The 14,183-nt window shown below is 34.6% G+C and carries 15 protein-coding genes; 4 read left to right on the plus strand and 11 right to left on the minus strand.

Annotated elements, in window-relative coordinates; genetic code table 11:
• Positions 1-114: 114 nt before the first annotated feature.
• Positions 115-624, plus strand: a complete 510-nt coding sequence (locus KF896_14610; protein MBX3044940.1) for a flavodoxin — start codon at positions 115-117, stop codon at positions 622-624.
• A gap of 41 nt (positions 625-665) precedes the next feature.
• Here KF896_14610 and KF896_14615 read toward each other — a convergent pair whose 3' ends face one another.
• The 3 genes from KF896_14615 to KF896_14625 are packed head-to-tail and all read right to left on the minus strand — an operon-like array spanning position 666 to position 4,024.
• Complete coding sequence (locus KF896_14615) at positions 666-1,910, minus strand: hypothetical protein (GenBank protein MBX3044941.1); 1,245 nt, start codon at positions 1,908-1,910, stop codon at positions 666-668.
• A 5-nt stretch (positions 1,911-1,915) separates the two neighbouring features.
• A complete protein-coding gene (locus KF896_14620) occupies positions 1,916-2,350 on the minus strand; it encodes an FKBP-type peptidyl-prolyl cis-trans isomerase (protein ID MBX3044942.1) in 435 nt (144 codons plus the stop codon).
• A gap of 33 nt (positions 2,351-2,383) precedes the next feature.
• Positions 2,384-4,024, minus strand: a complete 1,641-nt coding sequence (locus KF896_14625; protein MBX3044943.1) for a CTP synthase — start codon at positions 4,022-4,024, stop codon at positions 2,384-2,386.
• 148 nt (positions 4,025-4,172) lie between these two features.
• Here KF896_14625 and KF896_14630 point away from each other — a divergent pair, with 148 nt between their 5' ends.
• Positions 4,173-5,396, plus strand: coding sequence for an extracellular solute-binding protein (locus tag KF896_14630; GenBank protein ID MBX3044944.1), 1,224 nt, complete (start codon positions 4,173-4,175; stop codon positions 5,394-5,396).
• Between the two features lie 97 nt (positions 5,397-5,493).
• Here the strand turns inward: KF896_14630 and KF896_14635 are convergent, their stop codons facing one another.
• Positions 5,494-5,994, minus strand: coding sequence for a DinB family protein (locus tag KF896_14635; GenBank protein MBX3044945.1), 501 nt, complete (start codon positions 5,992-5,994; stop codon positions 5,494-5,496).
• 102 nt (positions 5,995-6,096) lie between these two features.
• Between KF896_14635 and tsaB the strand changes: the two genes are divergently transcribed.
• Positions 6,097-6,777 carry a tRNA (adenosine(37)-N6)-threonylcarbamoyltransferase complex dimerization subunit type 1 TsaB gene (tsaB, locus tag KF896_14640; protein ID MBX3044946.1) on the plus strand — a complete coding sequence of 227 codons (681 nt, stop codon included), beginning with the start codon at positions 6,097-6,099 and terminating at the stop codon, positions 6,775-6,777.
• Here the strand turns inward: tsaB and KF896_14645 are convergent.
• Positions 6,774-7,391 carry a YigZ family protein gene (locus tag KF896_14645; GenBank protein ID MBX3044947.1) on the minus strand — a complete coding sequence of 206 codons (618 nt, stop codon included), beginning with the start codon at positions 7,389-7,391 and terminating at the stop codon, positions 6,774-6,776. The genes tsaB and KF896_14645 overlap by 4 nt on opposite strands.
• Before the next feature lie 20 nt (positions 7,392-7,411).
• On the opposite strand from KF896_14645, the gene bshA reads away from it, so the two are divergent.
• Complete coding sequence (bshA, locus tag KF896_14650) at positions 7,412-8,533, plus strand: N-acetyl-alpha-D-glucosaminyl L-malate synthase BshA (GenBank protein ID MBX3044948.1); 1,122 nt, start codon at positions 7,412-7,414, stop codon at positions 8,531-8,533.
• 7 nt (positions 8,534-8,540) lie between these two features.
• On the opposite strand, the gene KF896_14655 is transcribed toward bshA, so the two are convergent.
• From KF896_14655 to KF896_14680, 6 genes are all read right to left on the minus strand, one after another.
• Positions 8,541-9,263: a DUF4397 domain-containing protein gene (locus KF896_14655; protein ID MBX3044949.1), complete on the minus strand. Its 723-nt coding sequence runs from the start codon at positions 9,261-9,263 to the stop codon at positions 8,541-8,543.
• A gap of 12 nt (positions 9,264-9,275) precedes the next feature.
• Positions 9,276-10,100, minus strand: coding sequence for a rhomboid family intramembrane serine protease (locus tag KF896_14660; protein ID MBX3044950.1), 825 nt, complete (start codon positions 10,098-10,100; stop codon positions 9,276-9,278).
• A gap of 138 nt (positions 10,101-10,238) precedes the next feature.
• Complete coding sequence (locus KF896_14665; protein MBX3044951.1) at positions 10,239-10,712, minus strand: NAD(P)H-dependent oxidoreductase subunit E; 474 nt, start codon at positions 10,710-10,712, stop codon at positions 10,239-10,241.
• A gap of 80 nt (positions 10,713-10,792) precedes the next feature.
• Positions 10,793-11,695 (minus strand): squalene/phytoene synthase family protein, encoded by a 903-nt coding sequence (locus tag KF896_14670; protein MBX3044952.1) that lies wholly within the window; start codon positions 11,693-11,695, stop codon positions 10,793-10,795.
• A gap of 12 nt (positions 11,696-11,707) precedes the next feature.
• On the minus strand, positions 11,708-12,634 hold the full coding sequence (locus KF896_14675) for a squalene/phytoene synthase family protein (GenBank protein ID MBX3044953.1): 927 nt from the start codon (positions 12,632-12,634) through the stop codon (positions 11,708-11,710).
• 43 nt (positions 12,635-12,677) lie between these two features.
• A complete protein-coding gene (locus KF896_14680) occupies positions 12,678-14,156 on the minus strand; it encodes an aminotransferase class V-fold PLP-dependent enzyme (GenBank protein ID MBX3044954.1) in 1,479 nt (492 codons plus the stop codon).
• Positions 14,157-14,183 lie beyond the last annotated feature (27 nt).

Genomic DNA, 14,183 nt, shown 5'->3' on the forward strand with positions numbered 1-14,183 from the left:
TTATTATCGAAAAATATTTGCTTAGTTTGAAAATATTTGATTTATTTGAATATATGTTTTTTACAAATTTGAAATTTTATTTATTATTATTTTTCTTAAAAAAGGAGATTTAAAATGCAAGTTGGTTTGTTTTATGGAACAAATACAGGTAACACAGAAACAGTAGCTCAGATGCTGGCTGAAGAATTAAAATCAAGCGGGTTTGAAGTTGATGTTCTTGATATGGCAAGTGCTGCAGTAGATGATATGTCAGGATTTGATAATATCATTATTGCTTGCCCAACATGGAATGACGGCGAACTTCAGGACGATTGGGATGCAGTTTTTGCTGAATTTGAAAGATTTGACTTCAGCGGAAAGAAAGTTGCCTTCTTAGGCCTTGGCGATCAGGACGGCTATCCTGATAATTTCCTCGATGCTCTTGGCACTTTGGCTAAACCGGTTTTAAAAAATGGTGGTACTATCGTTGGCTATTGGTCAACAGATGGTTACGATTTCTCAGAATCAACAGCTATAGGCGAAAATGGTAAATTCTATGGTCTTGGTATAGACCAGGATAATCAGGAAGATTTAACTGAAGAGCGAATCAAAACTTGGGTTGCTCAGCTTAAATCAGAATTCTAATCAAATTCTTGATTTCAAAATTTCAAGGGACTGCTAAGTGTTTATGCAGTCCCTTGTTTATTATATTCAACTCTCAAAAGCTCAATTTCCTCATCTGACAAAACTTTATTTCTTCTTGCCATAACAATTCGAGAAGTTTCAATTGCTTTTTCAAATCTGTAAGTTGGTGAATTAGTCTTTCCACCCCAGGTAAATGATTTGATAAAATTCGGCAAAAACCACTCTTTAACCAATATACCGCAAACGCCTGCAACTGTTCCGGTTGTAAACATGCTGTTTATTCCGGTTTTTGTATGGTCGCCACACATCAGACCAAGGAATATTCTTCCGGTTTTGACGTCTTTGTGTGGTAAAACCATATTGATTTCTGAATATGTATTCTTTAGGTCGGAATTATTGGTATCAGCACCTAAATTTACCCATTCTCCGATATATGAATGTCCAAGAAAACCCTCATGCTGCTTATTTGAGTAAGAATGAATAATTGTATTTTCAAGCTCACCGCCAATTTTGCACCATTCACCAAATGAGCAATCTTCATATATTTTTGCACCGATTTTGATTGTAGAATTATCTCCGATATAGCAAGGTCCGATAACGGTTGATTGTGCCATTATCTTCACATTATCTCCAATGATAATTGCACCTTTTGATGCGTCGAGTACTACTGAAGGAGATATTTTTATATTTTTTCCAAGTAAAATTCTTGTTGGATTTTCAGCATATATTCCTTGAAAATCAGCGATAAAAAGACTGTGATAATTTGGAAAAAATTCTGCATCGGATTCAATTTCCTGACCATTGAGAAAAATAGCATCCCAAATATATTCAATGCTATTCAAATTCACTTCAAGACAATTGAAATTTGAAAAGACATCGTTCTCTAAATTGACTAAATCATTATTAATTAAATAATCAAATATTTCTTGATTGTGCACTTTGCAATAAAGTCCGACAAGATTTCCATTTGATTTTATCAAAAAGCTGTCATAACTTGATTTGTAATCCTCAACTATATCTACAAAATCTTTGCTTATAACAACATTGCCCGATAAAAACAGAGTATCATCAATTACAATTTTGTGATTCAGGATATCAAATCTTTTGAAAAATGAGTTCAGCCATTTTTTTCTACCGAGATAAGCAATATTAGAATTTATGAAATAGTAATATGATTTTTCAAATAGCCTAAGTGCACCTACTCTCACTTCCCAAGAGCAATGAGTTAAAGAAAACGGGTAGAGATCCTCCACCCGTTCATTTTCAAACAAAACAATATTTTTCATAATCATTATTTTGATTTAATATCAAGAAGTTCTACTTCGAAAACTAAAGTCGAATTAGGTGGAATTGAACCCATTTGGCGTGGACCATAAGCTAAATCCGGTGGAATTACAAGTTTACGTTTTCCACCAATTTTCATAGTCATAACACCTTCATCCCAACCTTTAATTACTCTGCCTTCACCAATTTGGAACTCGAAAGGCTGTCCTCTTTCTTTTGAGCTGTCAAATACAGTGCCGTCAAGCAATGTACCATGATAATGCACAACGCATGTATTACCTTTTACCGGGCTTATTCCGGTACCTTCTTCAATATCAAAATATTGAAGTCCGGTTGTTGACTTTGTCATATTTGTCTCCTCTTTTTTAGCAGAGTCTTTGCTGCTGCTGCATGAAGCAACCAATGCTCCTGCGATAAATAAAATCATAAATAATCTAAACATAATAAATCTCCTAAATTTTGTTGAAAAATTATTTTAACTCTCTTTTAAATGTTCTTTTTTTCTGTGAAGCACAGCTTTAATGAAACTTATGAACAAAGGATGCCCTGTAACTGCTCTTGATTTAAGTTCGGGATGGAATTGAACGCCTACAAACCACGGATGGTCTTTCAGCTCGACAATTTCAACCAGTTTTTCATCCGGGGACAATCCGCTTAAAATCATACCGTGCTTATCAAGTATTTCTCTGAAATTATTATTCAGTTCGTATCTGTGCCTGTGACGTTCAGAAATCAGATCACTTTGATAAGACGCATAAGCTTTAGTTTCAGGTATTAATTTGCAGGGATATGCACCAAGTCGCATAGTACCACCCTTATCTTTTATCTTCTTTTGATCATCCATAAGGTCAATAACATTAAAATCATTTTTCTCGAACTCAGAAGAATTTGCTTCTTTCAATCCGCAGATATTTCTTGCAAACTCAATCACAGCACACTGCATTCCAAGGCATATTCCGAAAAATGGTATATTATTTTCCCGGATATATTTGATAGCTGAAATTTTTCCTTCAATACCACGATTGCCAAATCCGGGTCCTACAAGAACACCTTCAACATCTTTAAGTAGTTCAGCGGCATTGGATTCGTTCAAAGTTTCAGAATTAATTAATTCCAGATTAACTCTTGTGTTATTAATCGAACCGGCATGGATGAATGCTTCAATAATACTCTTGTATGAATCACGATACTTAGTATATTTTCCGACAAGAGCAACTTTGACTTCATATTTCGGACTTTTTATCCTTTGAACAAATTTATTCCAGGTATCAAATTCCAGCACAGGAACTCTCATACCGAGCTTATTTAACACATTCTCAGCAAGTCCTTTCTTGGCAAAAGCTACAGGAACTTCGTAAATTGTATGCTCGACATCAACAACATCAACAACCGAATTCTCTTCAACACTGCAAAAAAGTGCAATTTTTTGTCTAACATCCTTTGTAATCTTGGATTCTGACCTGCATAGCAAAATATCCGGTTTAATTCCATATTCCATCAAAGTTTTAACAGAATGCTGGGTTGGTTTGGTTTTTACTTCGCCTGCAGACTGAATGTAAGGAACATAAGTCAAATGAATATTTATTGCTCTTCTCCAACCCAGCTCAAGATTCATTTGTCTTTGAGCCTCAAGGAAAGGAAGAGATTCAATATCACCCACAGTTCCGCCGATTTCGATAAGAACAAAATCAAAATCACCGTCGAAAACCTTTATCCTGTGCTTTATTTCGTCGGTTATATGAGGAATTACCTGTACAGTCTTGCCTAAGTAATGTCCTTTTCTCTCTTTGGTAATCACTTCGAAATATACCTGACCTGTAGTATGGTTGTTGTTTTTGTTGAGCGAACAGCCCAGAAATCTTTCGTAATGACCTAAATCAAGGTCGGTCTCGGCTCCGTCATCAGTTACAAAAACTTCACCATGCTGAAACGGATTCATAGTTCCCGGGTCAACATTAATATAAGGGTCAAGTTTCATAATTGTAACATCAAACCCCATTTGCTTGAGTATCAAGCTTAGAGATGCTGAAGCTATACCTTTACCAAGTGATGAAAGTACACCACCGGTAATAAATATATACTTAGTCTCTTTACTTTTCTTCTGCTTTTTTGCCATTATAATAAATATATTTTATTTTTGGTTAAAAATTTATAGCAAAGATACCTATTTATTACAATTTGTTAAAAGTATTCTTTAAAAAATATGTTATATTGTGAAAATTTTTTTTCCACAATCGAAAATAGTTATTTTTTTGGAGATAAATATGCTAAATAAAATATTAATTCTACTCATTACTTTTTTATTTTTCTCACTTTTATCATGTGATGATAAACCCGGTGAAAGCCCAAAATCTGAAAATACAATCAAATTCTGGCATTTCTGGAGTGAGCCAAATCAAAGGGTAGCAATTAAATCACTTGTCGAGCAGTTCGAAGCCGAAAATAATTGTAAAGTCGAAATGACCGAACTTAGTTGGGGAGATGGCAAAACAAAATTATTTGCCGCATTTAATGCAGGTAATCCTCCGGATGTTCTTGAGCTCGGATCCGATTGGGTTGCTCAGTTTAGTTCTTCAGGTGTTCTAAAACAACTTAGGGATGATGAGATGGGGATTGAGAATTTCATTGAATTTTCACTCAATCCTGCTTACTATGAAACAAAACTCTATGCTTTACCATGGATAGTTGATACACGGGTACTATTTTATAACACGGATTTAGTTAATCTTGACGAAGCGTCACTATCGGATATTAACAAAATCACAGCTGAAGCAAGCGTAATCAATGAACAAAAAGGTATTTACGGCTGGGGTGCAAACGGCTCTGACAGGCACAGACTTTACAAAAAAATTGTTTCTATGATTTGGTCTTATGGTGGCGATATTCTTGATTGTAACAATAAACCAGTTTTTAATTCAAAAGAAAGTGCACTTGCTCTTGATAAATATGCTGAACTAAGCAGAATAGGTCTCATCGAAACACAAAGACAGATTGATGCCGCATTTGTTGACGGGAAAGTAGCTTTCTGGATTTCAGGAGGTTGGCTTCTTGAGAAAATTAAAAACGAGAATCCGAATCTGAACTATAAGGTAATGACAGTTCCAGGCGTGAATGGCAATCAGGGCATTTCTTTTGCCGGAGGTGAATATCTCGCAGTAAGCAATAATTCTCAAAATACGGAATTATCTGAAAAGTTTGTGAGATTTATGACAGACGGAAAGAATTCAATCGAATTCTGCAAGCAGGTAATTGAAGCCGGTTTTCCGGCTGATAAGAATTATTATAATGATGAATTCTATAGCACACAACCCGATAGATTAATCTTTGCCAAGCAACTTGAAAGTGCAAGAATGACACCGGTTCATCCTAAATGGCTGGAAATTGAAGAAATTCTTGAAGATGCTGCCGTGCAGGTTATTTATGGAAAAATGTCGGCAAAAGATGCTTTAATCAATGCAGAATATAAAGTTAAAGAATTAATGAAATGATGAATATCGAGGCTGGCTCATAATAACAAATTTGAGATTTTTGATGATTATGGGACAGCCTCTTTGATAATTCACGATATTAACGAATAAGTTTGAATTACTTCATAGCCGGAGCACCATATGCAGACCACTCTTCCTTGGAAGGACCATAAACTCCGGGTACTTTTAATCCTGCCTGTCGCATCAGAACAGTCATTTGAGCCCTATGATGAATTTCATGTTTGATTAATGCACTAAGAATCATTTTTCCTTTCCAAGTTTCACCATACATATTGAAGTCTTCATCAAGGGTTTCATTTGTCCACTTTTCATTCATAGATTTGACCATAGCTTGTGATTGTTTTTCATATTCAGATATAATTTGCTCTACTGATTCAGGTTCGTCATAATGTTTTTCTGAAACAGTTACATCCAAACCGGCTTTGCTCATCATTTCGCCTATAGTATTTGTAATGTGCCATGCTAAAAATCCTAATGTTCTGCCATCTTCATATCCTTTTTGACTTAGTGACTGATCTGTTAACTCTTTAAAAATACGCATTGTTGCCTGACATTCATTAGCCCATTCAGCTAAAAATTCGTCAATTGTTGAAAACATCTTACTTACCTCAATGAAATTATTAAATGAAAATTTAAATCAATTATTGATATAATTAACGTATGTATGATTATTTTAACATAATTTAATTATTTTTGTAAGATGAAAGATGCAAATTATATATTATCGCTGGAAAGTTCTGAAAATAATTGCGGTGTGGCAATCTCCCTGAATGATGAAATCATTGCAGAGGTGAATTATTTTGGAAAAAATCTTCACGACAAACTAATGGCTGAACTCATCAAAAGCTTAATGAAGGATATGAAAATAAGCTATGATGAATTATCTGCTGTTGCTGTTTCTGCCGGCCCCGGCTCTTTTACCGGATTGAGGATTTCTGCATCAATTGCAAAGGGGATTTGTTTCGGTAGTGATACTAAGTTGATAGCTGTGGAAAGTCTAAGTGCTTATGCATATTCTGCACTTGAAACAGCAAAACTCGTATCAGCGAAAAATATCAGCTCAATTATTAAATCTAATGCAGGTCAGGTTTATCTTCAGAATTTATCTGTCGAAGACCTCACAGTCAGCGAAATATATTTACTTAAAATTGAGGAAGCGAGTAATTTTTTACCGGAAAAAACTATTTTAGTCGGTTCAGGAGCTAATATTGCAAGTGGCTATATATATCTGAAAGATTTTATTTTACCTAAAGTATCGTTTATCTCAAAGTATGCTTACCGGCTTTTTGAAGACAAAATGTTTACAGATGCTGAAACTTATGAACCATTGTATATTCAAGATTTTGTACCCAAAACATCAACCAAGTCGCTAAGTATCTAAATTTCCACAGGTTCTATTCTGCCATTTGTCTGACTATAAATCAGACCGATGAACTTATCGGCTTCCGATAGAAGAATATTAACAGTGAATTCAACAACATCTGTATAATTTTCATCAAAACTAACAGCCTGCCTTTCAATCAATTTTTTAACCATCGAAACGTCTTCATAATTAAGACGAATATAGAATTTTCTTGTTCTGTGAATGATTTTTCGGTTGACAATTTGAAGAACGGCTTCGGCAGAATCTGAGTATGCACGAACCAAGCCGCCAACTCCAAGCTTAGTACCACCGAAATATCTTGTTACAACAACAAGTATATCACTAAGTTCGTATTTATTTATCATAAAAAGTATTGGTTTTCCGGCAGTTCCTGAGGGTTCTCCGTCGTCAGAAGCACGATACTCATTACCGTCGAATCCGATACGATATGCAAAGCAATTATGAGAAGCATCGAAATATTTTGCCCGAATTTCTTTGACAGTTTCTCCGGCAGAATTTATGTCAGATGCATGAAAAGCATTTGCTATGAAAGCAGAGCCTTTTATTTTAATTTCGGCGTTTGCCGGCTCTGCTATAGTATAGTATTTATCAATTATTTTAGTATCACTCATTATCAAATCGAGAAAATTAAATGAAAATTGGAATAGTTTGTTATCCTACATTCGGTGGCAGTGGTATAGTTGCAACCGAGCTTGGAGTAAAATTAGCCGCCCGTGGTCATGAAATCCATTTTATAAGTTATGAAAGCCCAATGCGGCTTAACAGATTTTTAGACAATATTTTTTTTCATGAGGTAGAGATACCTCATTATCCGCTGTTCGAACATAATTTATATACTCTTGCACTCGCAGGCAAGATAATTGATGTTGTCAAGTACGAAAAGCTTGACATTATTCATGCTCATTATGCGATTCCTCATGCCATCAGCGGAATAATTTCAAAGAACATTTTGAAAGATACAAATATCAAACTTGTAACGACGTTACACGGGACAGATATTACACTTGTTGGTTTAGAGCCGGCATTTCATCCTTTAATTAAATACTCATTGGATAATTCTGATGCTGTTACTGCTGTTTCGCAATATCTCCGTACAAATACAGAACAGCACTTCAATCCTGAGAAGAAAATCAATGTAATTTATAATTTCATTGATTTAGATGAATATAAACGAAATCCCTGCACTCATATTAAAAAAAGTATCGCACCAAATGGCGAAAAAATTCTCATTCATATTTCAAATTTCAGACCTGTAAAGCGTGTTCAGGATACTGTAAGAATTCTTGCTGAAGTGCTTAAGCATATCCCAACAAAATTGATACTTGTAGGCGATGGTCCAGAAAGGTCTGATGCAGAAAAACTTAGCCGCGAGCTTGGAGTTTCCGAGCACGTAAAGTTCCTTGGAAAGCAGCACGCATTGGTTGATTTACTCTCAGCTGCAGATATTTTCCTTCTTCCCAGTCAATCGGAAAGTTTTGGCTTGTCGGCATTAGAGGCTATGAGCTGCGGAACTCCTGTTGTAGCATCAAATATTGGAGGTATTCCTGAAGTGGTCATACATGGAGAAAGCGGTTATGTAGCTGAGTTTGGAGATATTGAGCGTATGGCAAAATATGTCATAGGTTTATTAAGCAATGATAAAAAATGGGCGAAATTCTCTGAAACTGCAAGGAAAATTGCTGAAGAAAAATTTGCATGTGAAAAAATTATTCCTAAATATGAAAATCTATATCAGGAATTAATTGAAGGGTAAAAAATGATTAATTTTCTTTATTAATTATCGCTGCATCAATAAATAATGGTTTTGATGGAAGAAGGTTCTGAGTACCCTTCAGTACAAAATTATAAATCTTATTGCTTTCGATATTAAACTGGCTTTCACTAACAATTTGATTTTGGATATTTATTAGTTTAATATTATAATTTCCCGGTACGATTTGAGTAAGCTCAGAGAAAGATTTGAAACCAATATCAAAATCAAAATTTTGAGGTCCGCTTACTTGAAAAGTAAAATTCTGGGCATCAACAGCAGTATGAATAATTCTGAAAAATGCACCATTTTTTTCAAAAGCAGGCTCATCATCAATAATTAGTGCTTTAGCAGAATTTCTAAAACCATAAAATATTATTGAATAATGCTTGAGTTTCGTAAGATTGATTGGCATATTAAATAATGACAGTTGGCTGTCTGAATCTATTAATCTCAAAAATGAATTTGCTGAATTTATTTTTTGGTAATAATGAGTTCCACCTGAATATGAAACTCCGTAAAATAATGGAATATCGTCTGATTCTATTACAAGGTTTTCCCTGTCGGGTATAGCATTTATCATTGCTGCGTAGCTGTAATTTTCCGGAGAAATAATTTTTGGAGTATCAATATCAGGCACACATTCACAGGCGGTAAGAGCAACAAATAAAATAGATGCGATGAAGAATTTAAGAGATAATCTCATTTTGAGTTTTTTGATTTGATGTGTCATAGAAAGCATTGTTTACTGGCTTTCAAGTCGCTTTGAATACTCTGTAAGGAATCGTCTTTCGAGCGTGGTCAGAGAATCTTTGCCACTAAGTGAAATTTTATCGAGGATTTGGTTAAGCTTATCTTCATTTTCATCCATATCGTTGCTAAGCAAGTATTCTTCTTCATCGGGCTGATCATAGCGACTTGATTGATAGTACTTTCTCATTCTTGGATTTGAGGTTGAATGTGCAATACTTAGTTCTTCAGGAGATGGCAACTTAATATCAGGATGTTCCCGCGAAATTCCTCGATGTAAGGAGCTGAGACCGGATAACCTGATTTGTAGGTAATGTATGAGACCCGCAGTTATCCCAAACAGTGAAGAGCCGATTGCCGAGAAAAATGCACTATCGTTTCCCGTAGTTGAAAAATTTACTAATTTCAAACCAAACCACAGAAAACCAAGCAAAAGTGAAAATGCAATTATTGGCATTGGAGGGAAATTAAGAAAATTGATTTTGTCTTTTGAGCGTAATAATGCATAAACAACAAGAACATAGAATGATATCCCGTCCATACCTGCTATGACTACATTGGAATTAATAAAAACCAGAGTCAGAATACAGCCCTGAAGCAGTGTCAGCATAAAAAGCCATAATGGATATTTCAGTCCTTCAATATAACTCTCAAGCTTACTGGAGATAAAATAAAACACAAATGCAAAAAGAGCCACAGATTCTAAGCCACCCGGAGCAAACGGGAAAGTAACAAGTTTCCAAAGACTAAGGTTTTTTAATACTTCCTGCGGAGATAGAGAGAGGATTTGAGGCAGCACATTTGAATATATATAATTCAAAAAGTACACCAAACCTGCTATAATCAGGAATAGTTTAGAAAAAATACTATGTCTAAATATGCTACTCATTCAATTAAAATCAATTTTTGTCAAAAATATCTATATATATAGACACACTAAATTGAAAAAAGTCACAAATTATTTTAAATTATTTAATAAATCATCAATTTTTTCAATATCAACGTTCTCAAAGAAGTCTTCATTTACAGCAATCATAGGCGCTCCGCCGCATGCACCCATACATTCAACTTCTTCAAGTGAGAAAAATCCGTCTTCGCTTCTTTCGTTATGTCCGATACCTAATCTTTCAGATACATGGCGGTAGATTTCATCGCCTTTGCGAAGCATACAAGATACATTCGTGCAAACCTGAATATGGTATTTTCCCATTGGTTTTTTGAAATACATAGTATAAAATGAAGCAACCCCCTCAACATGCGATAAAGGCAAATCAAGCAATTTGCCTACATAAGTCATCACATCAATGGAGAGCCAACCCCATTTCTTCTGTGCCATCCAGAGTACAGGCATTATAGCAGCCTTTTTCTCAGGATACTTTGAAATATAATGTTCTACCTCTTGTAATTCTTCAGCTGTAAATTCAATATGCATTATAAATCTCAAAAAAATAAGTTACTAAATAATCTAATTAAAAAATTTCAAAATATTTTTAATATTACGAATTGAACGCATTAATGTTTTTTTATTCTGCGAATAAACATATTGACAGACAGCCAATGCTTGAGTGTCATTATTAGCTTATGCGCTGTCGAAACACGAATTTTCTTCGGTCCGTAAACATCAAACTCCTGAAGTTCAATCTTTTCAAGAAGTCTGAAATAAATCGAATCCATAATTTCAGCAGCCACAATAGTTGTCTTCTCATCAGGTTTAAGATACATTCTCGCTCTGTGGTAATATTCTCTTGCACGATCTGCTTGAAAATTCATCAAGTTCACAAAATTTTCATTATATATTTCTTTGATAATATCTGATTCAGAATAATTGAACTTTTCAAGTTCATCAAGCGGAAGATAAATATACCCGCGGTCTTTATCGAACTTAACATCCCGCATAATATTTGTAAGTTGAAGTGCATAACCAAGATTTATAGCATAATTCTTGGTTTCTTCGTACTTATGTCCAAAAATTTCAATACTTATAAGTCCTACAACGCTTGCTACGCTGTAGCAATAATCTTTAAGTTCATCGAAATTTGCATACCGAAACTGTAAAAGGTCGCGTCTTACGCCATCTATCAGAGTCAGAAAGTATTGTTTCGGAATCTCGAAACGATTAATCAAACCCACAAATGGCAACATCACAGGTGATTTAACAGAGCCCGAATAAATGTTTTCAATTTCATTCTCCCACCAGGAAAGCCTGTCAAGTTTCTTTAAAATTGCTTTTTTGTTAATATTGGGTGTGCTGTCAACTATATCATCAATATAACTGCAGAATGCATAAACAGTATTAATAGCCATTCTTTCTTCTTTAGGAAGAAGGGAAAATGAGTACAAAAAGTTTGATTTTTCTACATTAGGCGGATCAACCTTTTCATAACTTGCTAACTGCTCTTGAGTTAATGCATCCATTGTTAATTAACATTATTTAGAAAAAAATATTTTGAAAAATAACAGTATAAAATCTGTCTTATTTAGCTTAGGACGTATGAAAGTGATTTTAATTCCTAATTTTCTTACCTTTTCAAGTATAAACTTGCCACTTTCTACTGTCAATTTTATTTCATATTTTAATCTTTTGTTTTTAATATAGTTACTTAATTCACTACCAAAAATAAAAAAATTTTCTGTCTTTTCATAAATTTCTTGTAAACACGCTTCCAGTTTGGCTTCCGACGGGCTGTTAAAAAGTGTTTTTTTGTCAATATCATATTTTTGTAAAATATCATTCGGAAGGTATATCCTTTTTTTATCAATATCAACAGAAATATCCTGCCAGAAATTTACTAATTGCAAACCCGTACAAATCGAATCTGAAAGTAAGGCTGTTTGCGAATCATAATTATCAAAAAGTCTAAGCACTAATTCCCCAACCGGATTTGCAGAATATTTACAGTAATTGATGTTGTCATCCATAGATTCGGGCTGACTAAAATCGCTGTCCATAATAAATGCAGTTATTAACTTTCTGAAAGGCTCGTAAGGTAATTCTTTGTTGAGAATTGTATCTCTCAGAGCAAAAAGGAGTGGATTTTTTATTATAAAATCGTCTGGATTATAACTTTCAATCATATCAGATAATTTTTCAAGAGAAGATATTTTTATAGCTTTGTCTTCATAATCAAGCTCGTCAGCAATATCATCTGCAAATCTTGAAAATGTATAGATTGAGTAAAAATAATTTCGGTTATACTTTGGAATCAATAATGAACCAACCGGAAAATTTTCGTAATGACCGTAAGTAACTTTTTTGCAAAATTTATATGAATCGCTCAAAGATTCAACTCCAAACTTTCCTCCGTCCGGCTTCAAAAGTTCGAAAATATCATCTTTTGTGCTGATAACATTCATTTTTACTACGCTATATCTTTAAAGGAAATTCAAAAAAATCGTTTTATAATTCATTAAAAGCATTGTCAATATGCTTAATAATTGATTCTTCCTGCTGAGAAATATGTCTTATAATGCCCTTTGCCTTGTCGAATGTATAATCCTTAGACCATTCTTCATAATTTTCTGCAAGAGCGATTATACTGTCACAAAGTTGATTGATTTCAAAGTCAGTCATCGTAGGATGAATCGAAGCACGAATCCAGCCGGGTTTGTCGGAGTAATCACCTTCGTTAATTTTGCAAGTGATTTGGCTGGACTGATTAGGATTCACATTCAGCAGGTAATGTCCGTAAGTACCGGCACAGGAGCAGCCTCCGCGGGTCTGAATTCCAAATCTGTCGTTTAAAATTTTAACACCTAAATTAAAATGCAAATTATCAATATAAAATGAAACAACTCCCAACCTTTCTTTAATATTAGAAGCAAGTATATGAATATTGGCAATATTTGATAGTTTATTCCACATAATTTCAAGAATTTCGTGCTCACGCTTAAGAATATTCTCCACTCCCATAGCTTCTTTCAATTTGATGGAGAGTGCTGTACGCATAGTTTGCAAAAAACCCGGAGTACCGCCATCTTCACGCATTTCGATATCATTAATATATTTATGCTCCATCCAAGGGTTAGTCCATTCGACTGTACCGCCACCGGGATTATCGGGAACAGAATTTTTGTACAGAGCTTTATTGAAAATCAACACGCCGGCACTTCCGGGACCTCCTAAAAATTTATGAGGCGAAAAATATATCGCATCGAGTCTGGCATCATTATCTTCAGGGTGCATATCTATATTGATATACGGTGCAGAGCATGCAAAGTCCACAAAGCAGTATCCGCCGACTTTGTGAATTATTTTTGCAATTTCATAGTAAGGAGAAAAAATACCGGTGACGTTTGAGCATGAAGTTACAGCCGCAATTTTTAAAGTTCGTTCTGAATACTCTTCAAGTAAATTTGCAAAATTCTCCAAATCCACTAATCCTTCAGCATTAGGTTCAATAATAACAACATCTGCGATTGTTTCTATCCAGCTTGTTTGATTGGAATGATGCTCCATGTGGGTTATGAAAACAACTGGTTTGTCTGCAGGGGAGACATCAATACAAGATTTGTACTTTTCGTGCACTCTCAGACCAAGAATTCTCTGTAATTTGTTGACTACACCTGTCATTCCGGTGCCTGCTGAAATCAAGATATCATCAGAACCAGCATTTACATGTTTTTTGATGATTTTCTGAGCTTTATGATAAGCATATGTCATACCGGCTCCTGTTGAGTTGGTGTCAGTATGGGTATTAGCAATAAAAGGCAGTAATTTATTTGTAATTATATCTTCAATCGGCTTGTAGCATCGTCCACTTGCAGTCCAGTCTGCATAAAGTATTTTTCGCGAATTGCCGTCAGGACAGTCAATTTCGCTGTTTATGCCAATTATATTATTTCTAAATTTTGTAAAGAATGACTCTGTCATAAGCATTTATAATTATTATAACTAAATTGTTTT

This window comes from Ignavibacteriota bacterium, assembly GCA_019637995.1.
GTDB lineage: Bacteria > Bacteroidota > Ignavibacteria > Kapaibacteriales > UBA2268 > JANJTB01.